We start from the raw sequence: 24,705 nt of genomic DNA, 5'->3' as shown, positions 1-24,705 counted from the left end.
AAGGGCATGAGCAAATACAACAATAGCGATTTTTTAATTGAAAATTCTATTTGGGCCCAGACCTGTGTTCTTATACTCATTTTTCTGGTTACCTCTTGCAAACAAGCAAATGAAGAGCAACCAGTAAAGGTTCTTGATGAACATACCTTAACTAGAAGGGTCGATGGTGCAGCCGTCGACCCTCTTACCAAACAAGTCTACGTACCCATTTATTCGGATATTTATAACCAGACCAGAGACTCAAGAACTTTATTGACGGCCACATTAAGCATTAGAAATACCAGTTTAAAAGATAGCCTGTTTATCACTACTATAGATTATTACAATACAGGAGGTGACCTGGTAAGGAGTTACCTGGATCAAGCCATTTATCTCCGCCCTATGGAGTCTATTGACTATGTTATAGAACAACAGGATACTTCTGGAGGTAGCGGTGCCAATTTTATCATAGATTGGTATTCCAAACATCCCATAAACCCCTTATTTCAAGCAGTAATGGTTGGTGGTTTGGGTGCACAAGCATTTTCCTTTACTACAGAGGGAATAGAAGTAGACGCAGAATAATATATTCAAGGGCAATTACGTCCTATCTATCAAGATACCATCCATCGATCTATTGACTACTTCGTAATATATTGTGAAGCAAATCCTTATATTAGCTCGTCAAAAAAGGCCAACCCCGAAATTTCTTATTGGCCCCTAAGATTTTATGAGCCCATTCAGATTACTTATTATTGTTTTTTTTCTTTCCCATTTGACTAACACCTTAGCTCAAAACTCAACGGAATGGCAACGGGATACCTTGGAATTTTACGTAAACAAGTCAAACGAGGCCTACGATCAATACAACTATAAAGACGCCATTAAATACGCCGCTACCCTAATAGAAAAAGGACATGAGTACGATTATGATTATTACGAGTTCCTAGGCTACGATATTTTAGGCGGAATTTATTCCGAAACCGAAGACACCATAAAAGGCAAAATCTACTCTGAAAAAGCCCTAGAGCTGGCACGAGCCACAGAAACGGACAGCTTAATAGCATGGGGAGCCTTAAACTTGGGAATCCTTTACTCCGAGAATAAACAAACCTATAACAAGGCCATTGCTTATTTTAAGGAAAGCATAGAATTAAATCAAAAAGCCCAAGATTACGACGAAATATACCTTACGTACATAAATCTTATTTGGACATACTTAGACAACAATCAACTGGATAATGCGGCTCACTACATACAAAAAGCAGAGGAGCTTTCTTTGCAAGAAGTAGATTCCCTGGACAGATTGTACATGGATTTGCTACATGGCAAATATTACCTTGCTAAAAAGAAGTACGATGCGGCAACTCAAAAGTTGGAGAAAATTGCATCGTTTGCCAATGAAAATGATAATACAGACCTTGCCATAGAGGCATACGGAGATTTATCCAAACTCTACAGTGAAACGGATGATTATAAAAAAGCCTTTGCCAATTTAGACCAACACAATCTCTACAAGCAAAAGGCATACACCTTAAAAAAACTAGAGGAAACCGAGAAGGCACGAGCTAAATACGATTTAGAACAAGCACATAAAGAACTACAGTCTGCCTTAAAGGAACAAGCCTATGCAGAGGAGTTAATCTCCAAATCAAAATCGCTTACCACTGTTCTTATTATTGCCATTGTTATTCTTGTTTTAGCCCTTTTCGGCATTATTACTTTCTTTAAAACCCGAAGGATTTACATCAATAGGTTGATGGCAAAGAACAAACAGCTTAGACTTGCCAACGAAAAAGCCGAAAAACTTTCTAAAGTAAAGACCAAGTTCCTATCTACCGTAAGTCATGAACTTAGAACCCCTCTTTATGGAGTGATAGGTATATCTACATTGCTTAAAGAAGACCAAAATCTAAAAGCCTATGCGGACGACTTAAATTCTTTAAAGTTCTCTGCAGATTACTTATTAGCGCTCATTAATGATGTATTGCTTTTGAGTAAGATGGATGCTGAAGCCATTAGCCTATCTAAAGTGCCTTACGAATTGGATACCCTTATACAGAATATAGTACGTTCCTTTGAATTTACGCTACACGAGAACAGCAACAAACTGCACCTTCATATTGACGAGAACATCCCCAATAAATTAATTGGCGACCCTATACGGCTTTCGCAGGTACTTATCAACTTAATGGGCAACGCGATTAAATTCACCGAAAACGGTAATATTTGGTTAAGCCTTGTTGTAGTTGAAACTACTAAGAATGAAAACACCGTGGTAAAATTCACTATAAAGGATGATGGTCTTGGGATTCCCTTGCATATGCAGAAGGAAATTTTTAAAGAGTTTACCCAAATAGAAAATAAAAACCATAGTTATACAGGCACTGGTTTAGGTCTAACCATTGTAAAAAAGATTCTAGACCTTTACGGAAGTGAAATTCAACTTACAAGTCAACCTAACGAAGGAGCGGAATTTAGTTTTGAATTAACTCTAGAAAAACAAACTGAGCAACATAAAGCAGTATCTATTCTTAATAGCGACCCTAACATACCACAGGGTTTAAAAAATGGCCATACAAGTCATGTCCTGATTGTTGACGACAATAAAATAAACCAAAAGGTCACACAAAAAACCTTGGAGAAACATCATATCAAGTCCAGCTTAGCAAATGATGGCGTACAGGCTGTTGCCATGTGTAAGTCTAACGCATACGATTTAATATTGATGGACATCAACATGCCTAATATAAATGGTATGGAAGCCACGATGATGATTCGTAAATTCAATAAAAATATCCCCATTATAGCACTTACGGCCGTTGAGTTAGAAGAAGGAACACAGGAAATACTTAATTCCGGAATGGACGATGTTATACACAAACCCTATAACCTTCCCGAATTTTTGAAAATTATTTTTAAACACCTTCCTAAAGAAGAAATGGATTTATCCCATTAAATAATCTATTTTTAAATGGCCGAAACTCAATATCAGATTTACGTTATAGAACTTTCTAAAAAAGTTTTCACGGAAAACAGACGTTTTCGTGAAGCAAATCCACAATTTAATGGAGTTTTAGAATGTCTGTATGTAGGTATGACCAGCAAAACACCCAAAGAACGTTTTGAACAACACAAAAAGGGAAGCTTAAGCAAAAAGGGACACAATCTTTCTTCCAGCATTGTAAAAAAATACGGTTCCTATCTAAGACCAAGTCTTTACAACCATATTAAACCTCTAAACACCAGAGCAGAGGCTTTAAAAATGGAAGAAACCCTAGCATTGGAACTACGCCGAAAACGTTACGCAGTGTGGTTTAACTAATCGCCTACCCACTTCACTAGCAAATTCCATGAACAAAACAGAACATATTTAAGCTAAAAGTAAGCTATAAAAAAAAGCCGTAACAACTATCTTGTTACGGCTTTTCTGATATTTACTTCAAACAAATTACTTGCTCAAATACATCTTTCTCCTAGCGTAAAGGTTATAAAACTCATCATCCTTTAAACTATCTATAAAGAGGATACTCTCTCCCGTACTCTTCATTTCAGGACCTAAGTTTTTGTTTACATTAGGGAACTTATTAAAAGAAAAGACCGGTTGTTTAATGGCAAAACCTTTAAGCTCTGGTTTAAAATCAAAATCTTTTACTTTCTTATCCCCTAGCATTACTTTGGTAGCGTAATTTACGTAAGGCTCTTTATAAGCTTTTGCAATAAACGGTACTGTTCTGGATGCTCTTGGGTTAGCTTCAATGATGTAAACCATATCATCTTTAACAGCAAACTGAATATTTATCAGACCTACCGTGTTCAAAGCTAAAGCAATCTTCTTGGTATGGTCTTTTATCTGTTGCATGACAAACTCGCCCAAGTTAAACGGTGGCAAGGTAGCATTAGAGTCTCCAGAGTGGATTCCACAAGGCTCAATATGCTCCATTATACCAATGATATAAACATCTTCACCATCACAGATTGCATCGGCTTCCGCTTCTATAGCACCGTCCAAGTAATGATCTAAAAGCAACTTATTGTTCGGTATCTTTCTAAGAAGATCCACCACATGCTCTTCTAACTCTTCTTTGTTGATTACAATCTTCATTCCTTGGCCTCCAAGAACATAGGATGGTCTTACTAATAATGGGAAATTAAGCTTATCCGCTAAAGCCAAAGCCTCATCTGCCGTTTCTGCAACCCCAAACTCAGGGAAAGGAATATTGTTTTCTTTTAAAAGTTCTGAGAAGCTACCGCGATCTTCCGCAAGATCCAAAGCCTTAAAGCTGGTACCTAATATCTTAACACCATATTTCTCTAGTTTCTCCGCAAGTTTCAGTGCGGTTTGCCCACCTAATTGAACGATTACACCTTCTGGATTCTCATGACGGATAATATCATAGATATGCTCCCAAAAAACAGGCTCAAAATAAAGCTTGTCCGCCGTATCAAAATCCGTTGAAACCGTTTCAGGATTACAGTTTATCATTATGGTCTCATAACCACATTCAGCAGCGGCAAGTACACCGTGAACACAACAGTAATCAAACTCAATTCCCTGTCCAATTCGGTTTGGTCCGGAACCTAGAACAACAATTTTCTTACGATCGGTAACAACGCTATCGTTCTCAACATAACGTGTTCCGTCCGGTTTTTCTATTTCCGCTTCAAAAGTCGAATAGTAGTAAGGAGTCATCGCCTTAAATTCGGCGGCACAGGTATCTACCAATTTATAGACCCTATTGATGTTCATTTCTTCCGTACGTTTTTTGTGCACTTCGCTCTCATAGCAATCCAGCATATGGGCAATTTGCCTATCGGCAAAACCTTTTTGCTTGGCCTCCAACATCAACTCCTTGTTAAGCGTTGCAATCGTGTAGGTAGAAATCTCTTTTTCTAGCAAATGAAGTTCTTCATACTGCTTTAAGAACCACATATCTATCTTGGTAATCTCATGAATCCTTCTCAAAGGAATACCCAATTGAATAGCATCATAAATTACAAAGACCCTATCCCAACTAGGAACAGTCAATTTCTGAATAATCTGGTCGTAGTTACTATACCCTTTACCATCTGCACCTAATCCGTTTCTTTTTATTTCTAAGGATTGAGTTGCTTTATGTAGCGCTTCTTGAAATGAACGTCCAATACCCATAACCTCACCTACAGACTTCATTTGAAGACCTAACGTGCGATCGGAACCTTCAAATTTATCAAAGTTCCATCTTGGTATTTTTACGATTACATAATCTAGTGTTGGTTCAAATAAAGCAGATGTTGATTTTGTAATCTGATTATCCAACTCGTCCAAGTGATACCCAATAGCCAACTTGGTAGCAATCTTAGCAATAGGGTAACCTGTAGCTTTTGAGGCCAATGCCGATGAACGCGAAACCCTTGGGTTAATCTCAATAGCAATAATATCTTCTTCATCATCTGGGCTAACAGCAAACTGAACGTTACACCCTCCTGCAAAATCTCCAATACTACGCATCATATGGATAGCCATATCACGCATTTTTTGAAAAGTTCTATCAGATAAAGTCATAGCCGGAGCAACCGTAATGGAATCTCCGGTATGGATACCCATGGGATCCATATTTTCTATGGTACAAATAATAACCACGTTATCGTTCTTATCCCGTAGCAACTCCAATTCATACTCTTTCCACCCCATAAGGGCTTTATCTATCATTACCTCGTGAATAGGGGAAATCTCCAGACCACGACTTAAATGTTCATCAAAATCTTCTGGTTTGTAAACTATTGAAGCCCCTGCTCCACCCAAGGTATATGACGCTCTAATTACTAAAGGAAAACCAAACTCTTGTGCAATCTCCTTACCTTTTAAGAAGGAAGTGGCCGTAGCTTGCGGTGCCATACCAACACCGATTTTAAGCATTAGCTCACGAAATTTTTCACGGTCTTCTGTAATATTTATGGCATCAATATCTACCCCGATAAGATCTACTCCAAAGTCTTTCCAAATTCCTTTTTCATCTGCCTCTATACATAAATTTAAAGCGGTTTGGCCACCCATAGTGGGTAGCACTGCATCAATTTGAGGGTGTTCCTTTAGAATTTCAATTATCGATTTGGTAGTCAACGGTTTTAAATACACATGATCGGCCATGGAAGGGTCCGTCATGATTGTAGCAGGGTTGCTGTTAATTAAAATAGTTTCAATACCGTCTTCTCGCAATGAACGTAATGATTGCGAACCTGCATAATCAAATTCACAAGCTTGACCTATAACGATTGGACCGGAACCGATCAGTAGTATGGATTTTAAATCTTTTCTTTTGGGCATTAGTTGTATTCTTTAAAACTTTGGCATTAAATTGTTACAAATATCAGTACAAATCTGACATAAAAAAAGGTGTTACTTATAAAAAGTAACACCTATATATTTCTTAAAAAATAATATCATTATTTCTTGTGTCTCGGTTCAGAGGATACAGAAAGTTTTTTTCTTCCTTTAGCTCTTCTACGAGCTAAAACTTTTCTTCCATTTACGGATGCCATACGCTCCCTAAATCCATGTTTATTTCTTCTCTTTCTCTTTGAAGGCTGATATGTTCTTTTCTGTCCGGGCATTGTATTATCCTTTTCTTTGTGTGATACAAGTTTGCGAAACCGCTCGCTAAAACTGGGCGCAAATATACAAAGAGTTTTCTCTTTGGCAAATACATTTTGAAAAATATTTTTATTGAATGCCTACTGCCTAGCGATAGGTTTTTATTACTTTTGCCAAAATCGGATTTTCGCAATAAAATCAATCTATGAGAAACTTTTTGAGCATTATTTTCATTGTTCTTTCAAGTACCGTTTCTTTAGCCCAGACACAACTTGAGTACAAATTGAAGAAAAATGCTGTCTTCACAGTAAAACAAAACGCACAACAAATTATAACACAAGAACTGGATGGTGCCTCGCACATCCTTACCAATAAGATCAATGGTGTTTTAGAGTTCAAGGTACTGGAAGTAAGGGACACCACCTACAGAATAGCTTTAAAATTCAAGGACCTAAACTTAAACATGACCTCTAGCATTCAAGGTGAATTGATGGATGTACACGCTCAAGAGGTTAATGAAAATGATATGCAATCCCAAATATTCAACAGTCTTTTAAATAGGCCTGTAAATATTACCCTTGCCAAAACAGGAGATATCCTTGAAGTAAAAGGGGGCGATAGTCTTGTGGTAAAAATGGCAGAAGCATCTGGCCTTAAAGATGAATTTTCATTGAATATGATGAAAAAGTCATTGCAAAAAGAATTTGGATCAGAGGCGCTTTCTAACAGTTATAAGCAAATGACCTTCATTTATCCACGTAAAAAAGTAAAAGTGGGAGATACTTGGAAAAACCAGTATACAGGAAAATTGCAAGCAGACAACATATGGACGTTGAAAGCTTTAAACGCAGATACCATAAATATAACAGGAGCGGCCAAAGTTACAATGAACGTAACGGAAGCAGCAACCACAATGAAGCTTAAAGGCTCTCAAAAAACGAACATTACCACTAGTGCAACTACTGGTTTCATCAAAAAGATGACTGTAGAAGGTGTTTCCACTGGATCCTCTACAATGACGCAAATGGGCGATCAGGAAATACCTACGACCATAGAGTCTACCATTACATATGAGCTTCTAACGAATTTAAACGAACCGATCAATAATTAATACACATGTTCAATAAAAATCTTAAACTTGTCATAGCAGGACTTATTATAGCTTACGCCGTATATCAATTTATAGAAGGATATATTGGTAATGGAATCTTTTTAATTCTACTATCCCTAATCTTCATTTTTCTTTATTTCAGAAACGAGATTATTCTATTGGCCTTTCTCCGTATGAGAAAACAAGATTTAGAAGGCACACAAAAGTGGTTGAGCAAAATAAAGAACCCTGAGGCCGCCCTAGTTACAAAACAGCAAGGGTATTTTAACTACCTACACGGTATTATTCTCTCTCAAAAAAATCTTACCCAAGCCGAGAAGTACTTTAAAAAGGCTCTAAAACTTGGTCTTACCATGGATTATGATGTAGCCATGGCCAAATTAAGCCTTGCGGGAATTGCAATGCAAAAAAGAAGAAAAAGAGAAGCCACTACACTTCTACAAGAAGCCAAAAAGCTTGATAAAAGTAATATGCTTACTGACCAAATAAAAATGATGCAGCAGCAAATGAAGAAGATTTAGGTTGTAGTTAGTGGTTAGTGAAAATACTATAACAACGGAGCCCATAACCGACTAAAAGATTCTTTTAGCTTACGGCGTAAACCGCGGTTTTGCCATCTTTCAAGTTCTACCTCTTCGCACTCCTCCAAATCATCAAAAAAGTTGGTTGCGAGTTGGCGGTTTATTTCTTGGTTATAAATCATGGCATTTATTTCAAAATTGATAGAAAAGCTTCTATAATCTAAATTAGCCGTTCCTACCGTTGAAAATTGATTATCGATTACCATAGTCTTGGCATGGATAAAACCTTTACAATACCTGTAGATTCTGATACCCGATTCCAGGCAATGCTCAATATATGAATCACCTGCGTACTGTGCGGCCCATGAATCGGATTCATAAGGAACTATGACCCTTACATCCAGTCCGCTTCTTGCAGCCGTAGTCAAAGCTGTTAAAATGGCATCATTAGGCATAAAATATGGAGATGTAATATAAATACGCTCCTTAGCCGAACTAATAGCACAAAAAATAGCTTCCATAATATTGGCCCAGTCCGTATCCGGACCACTAGCGGCAATCTGAACCGCCACAGGTTTCTCTGTTTCGGGTTTATTCTGCGGGAAGAAAGACTTCTCTATATCAACTTCATTATTGGAAGCAAAGTTCCAATTTAACAAAAAAGAAGACTGTAAAGAACCTACTGCCCCACCCTGCAACCTTAAATGTGTATCACGCCAATAACGCGGGTTCTTATAGCTGTTATCATAGCGTTGCGCCAAGTTTATTCCGCCAACATACCCTACCTTACCATCTATCACAATTATCTTCCTGTGGTCTCTATAATTGAGTTTTCCCGTAGAATTTGAAAAAAGTACCGGCATAAAGGCATAGTGCTCTATTCCGGCTTTGGTCATATTTTTCTTTACTCTATTTGAAATTTTACTACCTACATCATCATAAACCAACCTAACTTTAACCCCAGATTTTGCCTTATCCATGAGAATACTAATGAGTTTATTTCCAAGCTCATCATCAAACAAAACAAAATATTCTAGGTGTATATGACTTTCCGCGTTTCTTAAATCTTCGAACAGTCGTTTAAATTTTTCTTCGCCATTTATTAAAATCTCAACATTATTATCAAAAGTAAGAACCGCTTTCTCATTGTTTTTCAGCAATTTATATACTTTAAAAATACCTTCCCCATAAGTTTCCTCAAAATCTTCCCGCTCACTAGAGTCCAGCCGAAAGTTAGCCCGCCATTCCTTTATCTTTTGATTGTCCAAAAAATACTTCTTTTCAAAAATCTTTGATTTCCGATAGTCTTGCCCAAACAAATAGTATACAATCAACCCAAGAAAAGGCAGTACAGCCAAGGCAAAAAGAAAAGAAAGTGTTTTTACCGGGTTTTTATTTTTTAGAAGGATAAAGAAAGACAGCACAATAACAAGCCCATAGTTAATACCCAAAAGTATCAACCAAAGATTATTATTAAAAAAATTTAGTGTTGTATCCATCTTTCTTACCACCGAATAAGGCCAAGTTCAGCCAAAATCAGCTACTATATAAAGATGGGAAATAAAATGGAGTAAAACAGCCTCAATACGAATTTTATATAACCGTATTGAGACCTTTAAGATTATTTGCTAACCCTATAATATCCTTTATTTGGGATTTCAATAGTATATTTTTTACGGGAGCTGTTATTTAAATGTGCCTCCCGCAGCCAAGGGTTATGTCTTTTAAGAATTTTATAGTTGATTTCATACTGCTGCGCAAAATCGGCAAAACTCAATACGGGCTCGTCTACCTCAACCTTAAAAGTTGGTACAGCTTGGTACATATCTTCTTTATCTATATCAAAACCATATTTTTCAGGGTGACTCAATATTTCCTTTATTGCCATAATACGGAATACATATCTACCAGTTTCCTGGCCCAACAAAAGGTCGTAATAATCACTCACCTGCTGGATACCCAAATATTTGTTGATAGCACCTGCTCCGGCATTATAGGACGCCGCCGTCAATGTCCAACTGCCATATCTTTTGTAGTTCCTATTCAAATACTCACAGGCCACTTCAGTAGCTTTTTCTAAGTTGTAACGTTCATCTACGTTCCTGTTTACCTCTAAGCCATGTTCCTGCCCTGTGGCCTTCATTATCTGCCAAAAACCAGCAGCACCTGCATGCGAGACCACATTTTGAAGTCCGCTTTCTGCAACTGCCAAATATTTAAAATCATCTGGAATACCATTTTTGGCAAGAATTGGCTCTATAATAGGAAAATACATATTGGCCCTTTTGATCAACAAAACAGCATTGGATTGCCAATAGGTGTTTACCAAAAACTCACGGTCAATGCGCTCCATTACCTCAGGGTCATCCTGCGGAACAATCTCACCTGCAAAATTTAAATTTTCCGGAATCTCTATAGCCGAAATCCGGTAACCATCGGCAACGTTCTTATCTATTTCCTTCATTTCGTTTTCCAGAACATCTGCGTCGCCCTTGGCAGGCTCGGCATTGCTCTGTACAGCAAATATCAAAGTGCTCACAACAAAAAAGACGCCCAAAAGCATCAATACATTCTTTAAAATCTTCATTTTTTGGTATTGTACGGTTTATTCAAAGTTAGTAAACTCTTTTTGAATTTTTCTAAACCAAATGCACTCATATTGAGCTTTAACTATAATTCTTAAATCCGATTATTAATCGATAATTAAAAAGAAGGTCACAAAGCATACAGTGAATACAAAAAAAGGTAAAAAAAGAGCTTAGTATTACAACTCATTTATTGCAAAATAATTGTGGGGAGGTGTTCGTTAAACCATCTAGCCCTGTGTATTATCATAGTGTGAGTGCCATTTTTAACAGTTATGCACTCTTTAATTTTACCAATAGGAAAGACCGCATCTTTCTCTCCATGAATATGCACAAGTCCGGGAATTGCCTTTATAGGTTTCCAATTTACAATTTGGTCAATAGACCAATCTATATAATACTTATCCCTAATGGACAGATATTCCTCGTAAAGTGCCAAACGCTTGTTCACGGTTTCTCCAAAAGCATACTTGGCCAAAAGCTCCATATTATTGACCAGCCCTGTAGGCAACAACCTATGCACATGAGTGTATTTAGCAAATATCATGCGCCCGGGCAATTCAGAACTGTCTTTTACGCTAGATACGATTATGACTTTCCTGAACGATTTAAACCTTGCCATTTCCTGAATCAACATCCCACCAAAAGAAACACCGATCAAAACAGCATTTTCATGATGAATATTCTCGTTCATTTTTTTTGCGTACGCCTCCAAAGACATATTTTTATCCGGCACAAACCATTCTAAGAGATGTTGCACAAATTTGTCCTCAGGTAGGATAATATATCTAAAGATGGAAGGATTTGCTGCCATTCCTGGCATAAAATATATGTGAATCTTAGAATCTCTCATTATGACAAAGCATAGGAATTGTTAGGAAATTAACATTATTTTCACTACTTTTGTCATCGACTTTGGGGGATTTCCATAGTTTATACAAATTTGAGCAAAAGTATATAAAATTACGATTTGAGAACACCGTGATTTTCTTACCTCTTGCCATCATCTAAAATCAAACTATATGAATGAAGTAGAAATTATTGACAACAGTTTCTTGCGTCAATTTGAAACCACGGTTGAAGGCACTTTAGCCAAGATCGAGTATTCTTCGCAAGAACGCAAAGTATTTCTAACAAAATTAGTAGTGCCTGAAGAAATCACCAAAGATGGTTTCAAAGAAGATTTTATCAAATCCGTTCTTCACCACATTCAGGAGCAAAATCTTAGAGTAGTTCCTACGAGTCCACAAATTGCCGGTTTTTTACGCAAAAACAGACAATACAAAGAAATGTTGCCCGTAGGTATCAGAATCTAACAGTATTTCAGAGTTTTTTTGAAGATGAATCCCGCAAACAGCGGGATTTTTTTTGTCCTAGTTTGTGGTAACGGCGCTTTTTTCAAATTCAAAGCGCACCAAACCATCCTCATCAACCTCCTTTAACTGAACATTATGCAAGGTATTTACCAGCTCAGGGTTCCAAGGTGATTTTACTTTAACATAGTTACTGGTAAAACCATGAATATACCCTTCTTTGTTCTCCCCCTCAAAAAGCACTTGGTGCGTTTTACCCAATTGACCTTCATAAAAAGCTCTTCTCTTCTTTACGGATAGCCCTCTCAGCATCTTACTCCGCTTATTTCTGACCTGTTTAGGAACCACTCCTCCCATATCCGCTGCCGTAGTATTGTCACGTTCCGAATACGTAAACACGTGTAGGTAAGATATATCCAATTCATTTAAAAAATGATAAGTTTCCAAGAAATGTTCATCCGTCTCACCCGGAAAACCAACAATAACATCCACACCTATACAGGCATTCGGCATGGTTTCCTTTATTTTCTTAACACGGTCTACATACAAATCGCTCATATAGCGCCTACGCATCAACTTTAAAATTGCATCGCTACCACTCTGCAACGGAATATGAAAATGAGGCACAAACGAATTGCTCTTAGACACAAAATCAATCGTTTCATTCCTTAACAAATTAGGCTCTATTGAAGATATGCGTAAACGGTGAATACCCTCTACCTTATCCAAAGCCTTTACCAAATCCAGAAAAGTATGTTCATGCTTTTTATTACCGAACTCCCCTTTTCCATAATCTCCGATATTTACACCAGTGAGGACAATTTCCTTAATACCCTTTGCAGATATTTCTGCAGCGTTATCCAAAACATTCTGCAACGTATCACTCCGGGAAATACCTCTGGCCAGAGGTATGGTGCAATACGTACATTTATAATCACATCCGTCTTGAACCTTCAGAAAAGCACGGGTACGGTCTCCAATGGCATAACTGCCCACATAGAAATCCGCATCTTCTATTTCACAGGAGTGCACCTCGCCAAAATCGTTTTTGGTAAGATCATTGATATAGTCTGTAATCTTGAATTTTTCTGTGGCCCCTAGAACCAAATCAACACCGTCAACAGCAGCTAGTTCTTCTGGTTTTAATTGCGCATAACAACCTATAGCGGCAACAAATGCTTCCGGGTTAATCTTCTGAGCCTGCTTTACTATGGTCTTAAATCTTTTATCCGCATTTTCCGTTACGGAGCATGTATTTATGACATACATATCTGCATGTTCGGAAAAATCTACGCGATCAAAACCATCTTCCTGAAATCCTCTTGCAATTGTAGAAGTCTCAGAAAAGTTGAGTTTACAGCCCAATGTATAGAAGGCAACTTTCTTTTTCATACTCTTATCTCTTTCCGCTTTCGTATTCAATTGATGCTATAACTTTTTAGAGAATGCAAATATACGAACTTGTTACCAGCCCATTACAAACTTGAAGCGTTTGAATTTATCAGTGCCAAAGAATATAATGCCAGAGACTTTTCACCCAAGTTTTAAATCAATTTTAAAAAATCAGAAATTCAAGTAAAAAGTAAGATATACGCTATACCTTATACGCCAATGCTTAATAATTACGCCACTTTTTAGTAAGCTCAAATACGTGCTCCAAAATACGGGCTTCTACATCATTGAACTCAACATTTCTCCTGGCCATCATTACTTTGGCCGCATCAAAAGCTTTTGAGGTGCTATACGTTGAAAAACCAGATGCTCCTCCCCAACTGAAACTAGGGACAAAATTACGTGGAAAACCAGGTACATAAATATTACAATTCACCCCTATTACCGTACCTGTATTGAACATAGTGTTTATAGCTGTCTTACTGTGGTCTCCCATCATAAGTCCGCAAAATTGCAAACCTGTCTGCTCAAAACTTTCGGAAGCATAATTCCACAAACGTACTTTAGCGTAATTGTTCTTAAGATTGGAATTGTTGGAATCTGCACCTATATTACACCACTCGCCCAAAACAGCATTACCCAAGTAACCTTCATGCCCCTTACTAGAGTACCCAAAAATAACGGAGTTGCTTATTTCACCACACACCTTTCCGTATGGACCAATGGTAGTAGCTCCGTAAATCTTGGCCCCCATTTTAACCACGGCATTCTCACATAAAGCAAAAGCTCCGCGAATAAGGTTTCCTTCCCACACCTCAGAATTCTTCCCTAGGTAAATAGGCCCATCGGTTGCATTTAGGATACTATGTTCAACCTGCGCACCTTCTTCCATAAAAATGCGCTCTGGATGAATTAAAGTATTGCTCTTGGGAATAGGAGCACTTTTTCTTCCTTCGGTAAGGAAATCAAAATCTGCCTGAATAGCTTCGCCGTTTTTGGAAAAAATATCCCACGTATGTTCTATCCTAATCACATCTTCATCAAACTCTATATGCTTGTATGATGTAAAATCTACTTCTTCTTGACTTTCGTTCGTGAAAAAGGCGATAACTTCATCGCCCTGAAAAATAGCTTCGTTCTCCCCTAAATCCTGAACAAGGTCCACTAACTTTTGGTTGGGCAAAAAAGAAGCATTAATGAGTACATTTTCTTCCATTTCTACCATGGGAAACTTTTCAGAAAGGTATTCCTCCGTAATAGTTGTGGTAGTATTGCCTAAATACTTTTCCCATTTTTCACGTATGGTCATTATCCCTACTCGGATATCCGCAACAGGTCTTGTGAAAGTAAAAGGCAAAAGATTTTCTCTTACCGTACCGTCAAAAAGAATATAGTTCATGGTTGGTTATTTTTGGCAAAAATAGGTAATCTGATTTTTTAATTTGCAAAGGCAAGGTTATAAACTAAAAAAGCCTCCGACAATTGTGGAGGCTTTCTATATATTTTGAACAAGAATCTATTTTTCTTCTTTATCAGCTTTTGCTGCTGCAGGTTTCTTCTTGAACTTATCGTATTTGCTTTTGAACTTGTCAATACGTCCGGCAGTATCCAAAAGTTTAGCTTTACCAGTATAGAATGGATGAGACGTTCTTGAAATTTCTAATTTTACCACTGGGTATTCAACACCATCAACTTCTATAGTTTCTTTGGTAACTGCTGTAGATTTAGTCAAAAAAACTTCGTCATTAGACATGTCTTTAAAAGCGACTAATCTATAATTTTCTGGATGTATATCTTTTTTCATTATAAATAAAATTTTACGCACCCATTCCGACAGGCACTCATTTTAAGGCTGCAAATTTAATTAATTTTCTTGAACCCACAATCTAAATAACCAAAAGAAACAAAAAAATATATTTTAGCTGTAACAAAGTAATAAAAACAAGCACTAACTTTGACAACAACCAAAAACAATAAAAATGGAAGATAGTCAAGCTAAAACCGGAAAGTTTTCACTTAATTACGGCTTAATAGTTGGTGTAGTGGGCGTAACCTTTGGAATCATGCTCTACACTATGGACATGCATTATGAACGTGGGCTTGCCGTACAGGGAACACAAACATTAATTTTGGTAGCAGGTATCATATTAGGCATCTACCAGTTTAAAAAAGCCAATTTAAATTACCTAACCATTTCGGAAGCTTTAAAAGTTGGTGCAGGAGTGGCCTTAATAGCAGGTATCTTGGGCATACTATATTTTTATGTATTTTCTAACTACGTAGAACCAGAATATATGGATAACATGTACGAGTTAGGAAAACAACAAGCTCTTGCCAACAACCCTAAACTAACCGAGGAACAAATTGACCAAGGCATAGAAATGCAAAAATCGTTTGCATGGATGTCCTACCCGCTTATTCTTATCATAAACATTGTTATTGGCCTTATAGTAGGTCTTATTACCGGACTCGTCCTAAAAAAAGACAAACCAGCTTATTAAGCCCCTTTTTAAATAGAAACTCTTTTTCTTTTCAAAAGAATGTAATTCTTTAATTATCAACGCCCTGAACAAACATTCAGGGCGTTGATAATTAAAACCTACCTTACACAACCAAAAAGAAAGCAGCTTTATAGCTGAAAAGTTTAAATGACTTCAATATCAAAATTGTATTTTTGGTCAGATATATAGAAACTTTGCATGGATCTATCCATAATTATACCCTTACTTAACGAAGAAGAATCTTTAAAAGAACTTCATGATTGGATTATAAGCGTCATGCAATCCAACAATTTCGTTTACGAAATTCTCTTTATAGATGACGGTAGCACTGATAATTCCTGGAGAATTATTACAGAACTATCCCAATCCAACCCCAATGTAAAAGGGCTACGGTTCAAAAAGAACTTTGGAAAATCACAAGCCTTACATGCCGGTTTTAAAGCTGCGCAGGGCAATGTGGTCCTTACTATGGATGCAGACTTACAGGATGACCCCGAGGAAATACCTGAACTGTACCGGTTGATAAAGGAAGATAATTTTGATTTGGTTTCTGGCTGGAAGAAAAAACGTTTTGATTCCGTTCTTTTCAAAAACATGCCTTCCAAATTATTCAATTGGGCCGCCAGACAGACTTCCGGGGTTAAATTGCACGACTTTAACTGCGGATTAAAGGCCTTTAATAAGAAAGTTATTAAAAGCATTGAAGTTTCAGGGGAAATGCATCGTTATATTCCCGTTTTGGCCAAAAATGCCGGTTATAGCAATATAGGCGAAAAAGTAGTGAAACACCAAGCCCGTAAATATGGTAAGACCAAGTTTGGTATGGAACGCTTTATAAACGGATTTCTAGACCTGCTCACCATTTGGTTCGTATCTAAGTTTGGCCGCCAGCCTATGCATCTGTTTGGCGCATTGGGTGTTCTTATGTTCATAATAGGGTTTGGTTTTGCCATTTATCTAGGTATTGATAAACTTTTCATCAATCCCTACGGACGGTTAATTACCGATCGCCCTCAATTTTTCATTGCGCTTACCGCAATGATAATTGGCACGCAATTATTTTTAGCCGGATTTTTAGGCGAAATTTTAATAAGATCACGAAAAAACGAGACACGATATACTATATCCGAAGAAATTAATCCTAAGTAAAAAGCAAAGCAATATTCTTCGTAATTTTAAGCGCTAATAAACACATATAATACAGACACTATTATGGATGCCATTCTAAATACCGCCAAAACCTGGTTAACCGATTTTTTTGACCCAGAAGTAAAGAAAGAAGTTCAACATCTAATAGATAACGATACAGACGAACTAAAGGACCGTTTTTACAAAAATATGGAATTCGGTACAGGTGGTATGCGCGGTGTTATGGGCGTAGGTACCAACAGAATAAATAAATACACCTTAGGAAAAAGCACCCAAGGTCTTAGCAACTACTTAATAAAAACCTATGGGAAGGAAGATATAAAAGTAGTTATTGCTTTTGATTGTCGCCATAATAGTGACACCTTGGCAAGAACTGTGGCCGAAGTATTGTCCGCTAACGGAATAAAAGTTTTTCTATTCTCGGAACTCCGCACCACTCCTGAGCTTTCTTTTGCCGTTAAGCATTTAGAATGCCATGCCGGTATTGTATTGACCGCTTCCCATAACCCGCCAGAATACAACGGTTATAAAGTGTATTGGACAGATGGTGGGCAAATTGTACCTCCACAGGATGGTGAGATTATATCGGAAATTAATTCGCTTTCTTTTGAGGACATCAACTTTAAAGCCAACGATAGCCTTATTGAATTAATAGATAAAGATGTAGACGAAGCGTTTATAGAGGCTTCCGTGGCTAACGGAAATTTTAACGCTGCCGGTAAAGACGATTTTAAAATTGTTTTTACATCACTTCATGGTACATCCATTACGGCCATTCCAGAAGTATTAAAAAGAGCCGATTACAAGAATGTTACTATCATTGAGGAGCAAGCCAAGCCTGACGGAAACTTTCCAACGGTAAAATCTCCAAACCCAGAAGAATCCGAAGCCCTTTCTATGGCCGTTGCAAAAGCAGAAGAGATCGGTGCGGACATGGTAGTTGGTACAGACCCGGATAGTGACCGTTTGGGTATTGCCGTTCGTAACCTAGATGGAGAAATGGAAATCGTAAATGGCAACCAAGCCATGATTCTGATGACCAAATTTCTTTTGGAGCAACAAAAGCAAAAAGGCTTTAAAGGCAATGAATTTATTGCAACCACAATAGTTTCAACCCCTATGATGGAAGCCATGGCAAAAGCTTACGGCGTTGAGTTCAAAACAGCTCTTACCGGCTTTAAATGGATAGGTAAGATGATAAAAGACTTTCCGGAATCCAACTTTGTTGGTGGCGGAGAAGAAAGTTTTGGTTATATGGTGGGCGATTTTGTTCGTGACAAAGATGCTGTTACCTCTACCCTATTGGCCTGCGAAATTGCAGCTCAGGCCAAATCTACCGGTAGTTCTTTCTACAAGGAATTAATTGACTGTTATGTTGATTATGGCTTCTATAAAGAAAAACTTATCTCAATTACCAAAAAGGGAATGAGCGGTGCCGAAGAAATCAAACAGATGCTGAAAGATTTTAAAGAGAATCCTGTTTCTTCAGTAGCTGGATCCAAAGTAAAATGGATAGAAGACTATAATACTTCTACAGCCAAAAATGTACTTACCGGCGAAGAAAAAACCATAGATATTCCAAAATCCAATGTATTGATATATGAAACCGAAGACGGTACTCGTATCGCGGCAAGACCAAGCGGAACCGAACCTAAAGTGAAGTTTTATATTAGTACGAATACAAAATTGGAAAAAGCTGAGGATTTCAAAAAGGTCTCTAAAGAATTGGATGATAAAATTCAAAACATTCTTAGTGAACTTAATCTCGGTTAATGGAGTATTTCAAAAAAATCCTTCGGTTTGCAAAGCCGTATAAATTATTTGCATTTTTAAACATTATCTCGAACATCCTTTATGCGTTGTTCTCAACATTGGCAATGATTTCGTTGTTCCCGATGTTAACAGTTATGTTTGACAATACTAAGCCGGTATACGAAAAACCGGTTTGGAGCGGTCTCTCCGAAGCGAAGGATTATATAATGGAATATCTTAATTTCTTTGTCACCCAAAGAAGTGAACAGGAAGATTCCGGCGATGTATTAATTTTTATGGTGGCATTGATCATCGGTATGTTTTTCATGAAAAATGTGTTCAATTACTTGGCCATGTATTTCATTACCTACTTACGGAACGGCGTTCTTAAGGATTTGCGTAACGAGCTTTACGATAAAACCGTAGAACTGCCTATTTCCTACTATTCAGAAAAAAGAAAAGGTGACACCATAGCCCGCATAACTTCTGATGTTTTAGAAATTCAGCATTCATTTCTATCTATTTTAGAACTGATTGTAAGGGAACCATTGACTATAATCTTTACGATTATAGCCATGCTCTCCATTAGTCCAAAACTCACTTTGTTCGTGTTTTTGTTCCTTCCACTTTCGGGATTCTTAATCTCACTTATCGGAAAATCACTAAAAAGAAAATCGGATAAGGTTCAAAGGGAACAAGGCCACTTTTTATCCATTTTAGAAGAAACCTTAGGTGGACTACGGGTTATAAAAGCGTTCAATGCAGAATCTAGATTTGGCAGAACATTTCAAGCATCAACAAAACGCTTCTATAATTACTCCAACAGTTTGCTTAATAGACAAAACCTCGCCTCACCCACAAGTGAGTTTTTTGGTATTGCGGCCATAGGAGTTATACTTTGGTACGGTGGCCAAATGGTGCTTGTTGAAAAAACTTTGGCGCCAGGGCTTTTCATTACTTATATGGGACTGTCTTATCAGATTCTAACACCTGCAAAGGCAATCAGTAAAGCCTCTTACAGTGTTAAAAAAGGAAATGCTGCAGCCGAAAGGGTAATTGAGGTGCTTGAAACCAAAAACCCCATTGAGGACAAACCTAATGCACTGACCAAAGAAACCTTTGATAAAGCTGTGGAAATTAAGGACATTTCTTTTAAATATGAAGATGAATACGTACTCAAAAACTTCAACCTTTCTGTTCCCAAAGGAGACACAGTAGCCTTGGTAGGACAGTCAGGAAGTGGTAAAAGTACCATTGCAAATCTTGTAACCCGTTTCTATGATGTTAATGAAGGTGAAATAACTATAGACGGCCACAACATAAAGGACATCACCAAAAAATCTTTACGAGGACTTTTGGGGCTTGTTACCCAAGATTCCATTTTATTTAATGATACCGTAGCCAATAATATCTCTTTAGGAAAGGAAAACGCCTCCAAAGAAGAAATTATGGAAGCTGCCAAAATAGCCAATGCCCACGAATTTATTACAGACTTACCTCAAGGTTATGAAACCAATATTGGTGATAGCGGAAACAAATTGAGTGGAGGTCAAAAACAACGTTTATCCATTGCCAGAGCGGTTTTAAAGAACCCTCCAATCATGATTTTGGACGAAGCCACCTCCGCCCTGGACACGGAGAGCGAACGCCTGGTACAAGATGCTCTCGAAAAAATGATGCGTAACAGAACTTCTATTGTTATCGCTCATAGATTATCTACTATTCAGAACGCCAACACCATTGTTGTTCTTCAAAAAGGTGAAATTGTAGAGCAAGGCTCCCATGATGAGCTCATGGCAAAGGATAGTGCCTACAAAAAACTTGTGCAAATGCAATCTTTAGGCTAGGGCATTAAACCTTTCGCTAAATTTATAGTCTTAACTATAGAATTTAAGCCCAATTCATTTGATTGCAGAGGAAACCTTAGTAAATCAATTACAACAAACTGAAACGCAGGCCAGCGCTTTTGGAGTGTTAGTAGAGACCTATAAAGAGCGTCTGTACTGGCATATTCGTAGAATTGTGTTAAATCATGATGATACGGACGATGTGTTGCAGAATACATTTATAAAGGTTTACAAAAACATTTCAAATTTTAAGGGTGATAGCAAGCTGTATTCTTGGATATATAGAATTGCCACAAATGAGGCACTCACATTTCTTAAAAACAAATCAAGGATGATGGGTGTAAAAGAAGGGGAATTACAAGACCGTTTAGTAGAAAACCTAAAGGCCGATGTATATTTTGAAGGAGATGAAATTCAACTAAAATTACAGCAAGCTATAGCCACATTGCCGGAAAAGCAAAAGTTGGTGTTCAATATGAAGTATTTTCAGGAATTGAAATATGAAGAGATTTCAGAGATTCTTGAGACGTCCGTAGGGGGCTTAAAAGCCTCTTATCACTTGGCCACTAAAAAGATTGAAGCATACCTAAAAGAACAAAAAGAATATCTTTAGAACCATTGATTATGGAGCCATTAGATAAAAAAAATCCGTTTAAGACCCCCGAAGGTTATTTTGATGAGTTTGATAAAAAACTTTTCGAAAAGCTCTCTAGTGGAGACTCCGTAATACCAAAAGAAGAAGGTTTTGAACTTCCTGAGGGTTATTTTGATTCTTTGGGTGATAAGCTTCAACAGAAACTAAAAGAAGAACAGGAAACTAAGGTCATTCCTTTAAAATCTTATAAAAAATACTATTACGCAGTGGCTGCCGCTGCAGCAATATTGGTTGTAGCCTTAACGTTGAACCTAAACAAAACAAACGAAATTGGTTTTGATGACCTGGCCCAGTCAGATATTGAATATTATTTTGACCAAAATGAACTGGACCTTACCAGTTATGAATTGGCAGAGGTCGTACCTGTAAACGAATTAGAAATAACAGATATGTTCGATAGTAATTTTAGCGAAGAAAACGTGCTGGAATACCTTAATGAGAACACAGATTATTTTGATGAATTAAATCTTGAAGACAATGAATAGATTAAAAAAATTAATGGTGACCATGGTGTTTTTATTGGTTTCCGTGCAGTTCTACGCGCAGAGAACACATGATTATGATAAAATAAAGTCGCTTAAAATAGCCTTTATAACAGAACGGTTGAACATGACCAGCCAAGAAGCGCAAGCTTTCTGGCCCATTTATAATGACTACGAAGCAAAACGAGGAGCGCTTAGAGAAAAAGAGCACAACCAGATTCGTAATAAAATAAAAGAATCCGATAAGCTTTCCGAGAAAGAGGCAAATGATGTTATTGAACTATTTCTAAAGCTGGAACAACAAGAAGAAGACATCAGAAAAGATTTTATCAAAAAAGCAGCGGAAGTAATTACGGCAAAAAAAACGTTGTTGTTAATTCGTTCGGAAGAAGAGTTTAAAAGACAACTTATTAGAAAATACCATGAAAGGCGAGAAGAAAAAAATAAGAACGAGCCTTAAAAGCTTCTAATCAAAAACAAGCTTGGCCATTCTATTTTTTCCAGCCGCATAAGCAACCTTCGTATTTTGAAAACGCAGGGTATAGAAAGGTTCATCCGATAATTGTGTCCAAGTGGCTCCCCTATCGGCAGAATATGATATTCCGGTAAAACCAATGGCCACCAGACCATTTCCTTTAGATTCTGGCACAAATTGAATACAACTTTTATATTGCGGATTTTGGCCATCTGCCATCAGTTGCCAAGTTTTACCTCCATCTATTGTGAGTGCCTTGTTCCCGCTGTTAATTTCGGGTCGGGTAAAATCGCCACCAATAGCAACACCTAAATTTTCATCATAAAAATCTATAGAAAAGATGCCTTGGGTTTCCGCTTCGCTTTTTATGGGAGTTTGCTGAATCTGCCATGTTTTTCCTTTATCGCCCGAAAAATAGATACGACTTTTAGTTGTGGCTATCCAAGTTTTATCTCCTATAACCTTAATATTGGTATTACTGGCAGCAAAAGCCCCTTCACCCTCTATGCCTGATGGTAATTGTGAACAGGGAAGTTTTTCCCAAGTGTTTCCACCATCTCTAGTAATGAGAATGCTTAAGCAACCATCCATACTATCACCAATCGCTATTCCTTCGGTATCGTTCCAAAACGTCATGGCATCATAAAAAACAGATTCACCCTCCTCCTTATAGACCAACTCCATTCGCCCATTTTCACCTGTTTTGTATAATAATGCCGGATTGGCAACGGACAACATAAAGAAATCGGAAGACGTATGCGTAACAGAACGAAACTCGGGTATGGTAGTATGGTATTTCTCTGTGCTCTCCCTCACTTTTCCCGTTGCTAAATCTACACTCCCAAAAATACCGTTACTACCCGCATACACTAGACTATTTCCCATAAGTTCTATAGCTCTGATGCTTACCGAGTCTTCATAAACAGTTTCAATTGTAACGGATGTAAAGGGTTTGTTTTTCGGTTCTTGGGCACAAGAAACTAGGAGAATACCGATTAAAATAGGCAATAGGACACGCATGCGTACAAAGTTTCTCAAAAATACAGGTAATCCAGTGGCAAAACAATACCTTTGCATCCTTAATTTTTTGTAATGAAGCTACATAGAAACTTGGTATTTGCGGTAATTGATGCCTTGAACCTGATTTTTAATGAAAATGAATATGCCGATAAGGTAGTACAGAAAGTACTAAAGTTCGATAAACGTTGGGGTTCTCGCGATCGCGGTTTTATTGCCGAAACCACCTATGAAATGGTACGTTACAAGCGTTTGTACACTGAAATTGCAGAAATAAAAGCCCCTTATAGCAGACCGGACCTATTTAGAATGTGGGCGGTTTGGGCCGTTTTAAAAGGCATTAAAATTCCAGATTGGAAGCAGATAGAACCAACCCCGGAACGCCGTATCAAAGGTCGTTTTGACGAGCTCTCAAAAATTAGGAAGTTCCGCGAATCTATGCCAGATTGGATAGATGAAATCTGTGAAAAGGCATTGGGAGAAAAACTATGGACGGCTGAAAGCGCTGCCCTTAACGAACAAGCTGAAGTTATTCTTAGGACCAATACGTTAAACATAGATAAGGAAAAGCTACGTAAAACTCTATTGGACGAAGGTATTGTTATAGAACCCATTAAAGGTTATGCAAGCGCACTGCGTTTACCGGAGCGTGCCAACGTTTTTGTTACGGAATCATTTAAAAAAGGTTTTTTTGAAGTTCAAGATGCTTCTTCGCAACTGGTATCCGAATATCTAGATGTAAAACCGGGAATGCGCGTGGTTGATACTTGCGCGGGAGCAGGTGGAAAATCGCTTCACTTAGCGGCCCTCATGGAAAATAAAGGTCAGCTTATCTCCATGGATATTTATGGCAGCAAGCTAAAAGAACTGAAAAGGCGCGCCAGAAGAAACAATGCACACAACATTGAAACTCGCGAGATCGACTCTACAAAGGTTTACAAAAAACTTTATGGAAGTGCAGACCGTGTGTTAATAGATGCTCCTTGTACAGGAATTGGTGTTTTGCGCAGAAATCCGGACAGTAAATGGAAGATGCAACCTGAATTTCTTGAAAAAATCACGAAAACACAGCACGAAATCATTCGTAACTACAGTAAAATAGTAAAGCCTGGTGGAAAAATGGTGTATGCTACCTGTTCAATACTTCCTCAAGAAAACAACGACCAAGTGGTTTCTTTTTTAGCTTCGGAAGAAGGTAAAGACTTTAGTTTGGTAAAGGAAAACAAGATTTACGCTTCCAAAAGTGGATTTGACGGATTCTATATGGCGTTGTTAGAAAAGAAAAGCTAGTCCTTTTTTAACAGCAACAATAGCTTAAAAATCATTTGATGGGCATACTATCTCCTCCACTT

23 protein-coding genes are annotated in these 24,705 nt (G+C 37.7%); 14 read left to right on the top strand and 9 right to left on the bottom strand.

Features of this window, described 5'->3' with window-relative positions; genetic code table 11:
- Positions 1-6 precede the first annotated feature (6 nt).
- From H9565_RS09225 to H9565_RS09215, 3 genes are all read left to right on the top strand, one after another.
- Positions 7-564 (top strand): DUF3124 domain-containing protein, encoded by a 558-nt coding sequence (locus tag H9565_RS09225; protein WP_215438968.1) that lies wholly within the window; start codon positions 7-9, stop codon positions 562-564.
- Between the two features lie 145 nt (positions 565-709).
- Positions 710-2,938 (top strand): tetratricopeptide repeat-containing hybrid sensor histidine kinase/response regulator, encoded by a 2,229-nt coding sequence (locus tag H9565_RS09220; protein ID WP_215438967.1) that lies wholly within the window; start codon positions 710-712, stop codon positions 2,936-2,938.
- A 15-nt stretch (positions 2,939-2,953) separates the two neighbouring features.
- Positions 2,954-3,304, top strand: a complete 351-nt coding sequence (locus H9565_RS09215) for a ribose-5-phosphate isomerase (RefSeq protein ID WP_215438966.1) — start codon at positions 2,954-2,956, stop codon at positions 3,302-3,304.
- A gap of 126 nt (positions 3,305-3,430) precedes the next feature.
- On the opposite strand, the gene carB is transcribed toward H9565_RS09215, so the two are convergent.
- Both carB and rpmH read right to left on the bottom strand, forming a co-directional pair.
- Entirely contained in the window at positions 3,431-6,286 is a 2,856-nt protein-coding gene (gene carB, locus H9565_RS09210; protein ID WP_215438965.1) for a carbamoyl-phosphate synthase large subunit, read from the bottom strand.
- A 119-nt stretch (positions 6,287-6,405) separates the two neighbouring features.
- Positions 6,406-6,573, bottom strand: a complete 168-nt coding sequence (rpmH, locus tag H9565_RS09205) for a 50S ribosomal protein L34 (protein ID WP_072991142.1) — start codon at positions 6,571-6,573, stop codon at positions 6,406-6,408.
- Positions 6,574-6,758: 185 nt separating this feature from the next.
- Here rpmH and H9565_RS09200 point away from each other — a divergent pair, with 185 nt between their 5' ends.
- On the top strand, positions 6,759-7,664 hold the full coding sequence (locus H9565_RS09200; RefSeq protein WP_215438964.1) for a DUF6263 family protein: 906 nt from the start codon (positions 6,759-6,761) through the stop codon (positions 7,662-7,664).
- Positions 7,665-7,669: 5 nt separating this feature from the next.
- A complete protein-coding gene (locus tag H9565_RS09195; protein WP_215438963.1) occupies positions 7,670-8,185 on the top strand; it encodes a DUF2892 domain-containing protein in 516 nt (171 codons plus the stop codon).
- Positions 8,186-8,211: 26 nt separating this feature from the next.
- Here the strand turns inward: H9565_RS09195 and cls are convergent, their stop codons facing one another.
- The 3 genes from cls to H9565_RS09180 all read right to left on the bottom strand — a co-directional run bounded on the left by cls (position 8,212) and on the right by H9565_RS09180 (position 11,623).
- The gene (cls, locus tag H9565_RS09190; protein ID WP_215438962.1) at positions 8,212-9,684 is read right to left on the bottom strand and encodes a cardiolipin synthase; all 1,473 of its coding nucleotides are present in this window, start codon (positions 9,682-9,684) and stop codon (positions 8,212-8,214) included.
- Between the two features lie 122 nt (positions 9,685-9,806).
- On the bottom strand, positions 9,807-10,772 hold the full coding sequence (locus H9565_RS09185) for a lytic transglycosylase domain-containing protein (protein ID WP_215438961.1): 966 nt from the start codon (positions 10,770-10,772) through the stop codon (positions 9,807-9,809).
- Between the two features lie 188 nt (positions 10,773-10,960).
- Positions 10,961-11,623, bottom strand: coding sequence for an alpha/beta hydrolase (locus H9565_RS09180; RefSeq protein WP_215438960.1), 663 nt, complete (start codon positions 11,621-11,623; stop codon positions 10,961-10,963).
- Positions 11,624-11,792: 169 nt separating this feature from the next.
- Between H9565_RS09180 and H9565_RS09175 the strand changes: the two genes are divergently transcribed.
- Positions 11,793-12,086 carry a GNAT family N-acetyltransferase gene (locus tag H9565_RS09175; protein WP_215438959.1) on the top strand — a complete coding sequence of 98 codons (294 nt, stop codon included), beginning with the start codon at positions 11,793-11,795 and terminating at the stop codon, positions 12,084-12,086.
- 57 nt (positions 12,087-12,143) lie between these two features.
- Here H9565_RS09175 and mtaB read toward each other — a convergent pair whose 3' ends face one another.
- The 3 genes from mtaB to H9565_RS09160 form a co-directional block, all read right to left on the bottom strand.
- On the bottom strand, positions 12,144-13,475 hold the full coding sequence (mtaB, locus tag H9565_RS09170) for a tRNA (N(6)-L-threonylcarbamoyladenosine(37)-C(2))-methylthiotransferase MtaB (protein ID WP_215438958.1): 1,332 nt from the start codon (positions 13,473-13,475) through the stop codon (positions 12,144-12,146).
- A 223-nt stretch (positions 13,476-13,698) separates the two neighbouring features.
- The gene (locus tag H9565_RS09165) at positions 13,699-14,874 is read right to left on the bottom strand and encodes a GlmU family protein (RefSeq protein ID WP_215438957.1); all 1,176 of its coding nucleotides are present in this window, start codon (positions 14,872-14,874) and stop codon (positions 13,699-13,701) included.
- 117 nt (positions 14,875-14,991) lie between these two features.
- Complete coding sequence (locus H9565_RS09160; protein WP_215438956.1) at positions 14,992-15,279, bottom strand: type B 50S ribosomal protein L31; 288 nt, start codon at positions 15,277-15,279, stop codon at positions 14,992-14,994.
- A gap of 175 nt (positions 15,280-15,454) precedes the next feature.
- On the opposite strand from H9565_RS09160, the gene H9565_RS09155 reads away from it, so the two are divergent.
- The 7 genes from H9565_RS09155 to H9565_RS09125 all read left to right on the top strand — a co-directional run bounded on the left by H9565_RS09155 (position 15,455) and on the right by H9565_RS09125 (position 22,321).
- A complete protein-coding gene (locus tag H9565_RS09155) occupies positions 15,455-15,976 on the top strand; it encodes a DUF4199 domain-containing protein (RefSeq protein WP_215438955.1) in 522 nt (173 codons plus the stop codon).
- Positions 15,977-16,174: 198 nt separating this feature from the next.
- Positions 16,175-17,125 (top strand): glycosyltransferase family 2 protein, encoded by a 951-nt coding sequence (locus tag H9565_RS09150; protein WP_215438954.1) that lies wholly within the window; start codon positions 16,175-16,177, stop codon positions 17,123-17,125.
- 63 nt (positions 17,126-17,188) lie between these two features.
- Positions 17,189-18,898, top strand: a complete 1,710-nt coding sequence (locus tag H9565_RS09145) for a phospho-sugar mutase (RefSeq protein ID WP_215438953.1) — start codon at positions 17,189-17,191, stop codon at positions 18,896-18,898.
- Positions 18,898-20,724 carry an ABC transporter ATP-binding protein gene (locus H9565_RS09140; RefSeq protein WP_215438952.1) on the top strand — a complete coding sequence of 609 codons (1,827 nt, stop codon included), beginning with the start codon at positions 18,898-18,900 and terminating at the stop codon, positions 20,722-20,724. The genes H9565_RS09145 and H9565_RS09140 overlap by 1 nt, the downstream gene beginning before the upstream one ends.
- Before the next feature lie 58 nt (positions 20,725-20,782).
- Positions 20,783-21,337: an RNA polymerase sigma factor gene (locus H9565_RS09135; protein WP_215438951.1), complete on the top strand. Its 555-nt coding sequence runs from the start codon at positions 20,783-20,785 to the stop codon at positions 21,335-21,337.
- Positions 21,338-21,348: 11 nt separating this feature from the next.
- Entirely contained in the window at positions 21,349-21,864 is a 516-nt protein-coding gene (locus H9565_RS09130; protein WP_215438950.1) for a hypothetical protein, read from the top strand.
- Positions 21,857-22,321 carry a hypothetical protein gene (locus H9565_RS09125; protein ID WP_215438949.1) on the top strand — a complete coding sequence of 155 codons (465 nt, stop codon included), beginning with the start codon at positions 21,857-21,859 and terminating at the stop codon, positions 22,319-22,321. The genes H9565_RS09130 and H9565_RS09125 overlap by 8 nt, the downstream gene beginning before the upstream one ends.
- A gap of 6 nt (positions 22,322-22,327) precedes the next feature.
- Here the strand turns inward: H9565_RS09125 and H9565_RS09120 are convergent, their stop codons facing one another.
- On the bottom strand, positions 22,328-23,356 hold the full coding sequence (locus H9565_RS09120; RefSeq protein ID WP_215438948.1) for a WD40/YVTN/BNR-like repeat-containing protein: 1,029 nt from the start codon (positions 23,354-23,356) through the stop codon (positions 22,328-22,330).
- Positions 23,357-23,428: 72 nt separating this feature from the next.
- Here H9565_RS09120 and H9565_RS09115 point away from each other — a divergent pair, with 72 nt between their 5' ends.
- Complete coding sequence (locus H9565_RS09115; RefSeq protein ID WP_215438947.1) at positions 23,429-24,643, top strand: RsmB/NOP family class I SAM-dependent RNA methyltransferase; 1,215 nt, start codon at positions 23,429-23,431, stop codon at positions 24,641-24,643.
- Positions 24,644-24,705 lie beyond the last annotated feature (62 nt).

The sequence above is a fragment of the Zobellia russellii genome, assembly GCF_018728565.1.
Lineage (GTDB): Bacteria > Bacteroidota > Bacteroidia > Flavobacteriales > Flavobacteriaceae > Zobellia > Zobellia russellii.
This window is presented reverse-complemented; position numbering and strand designations above follow the sequence as displayed.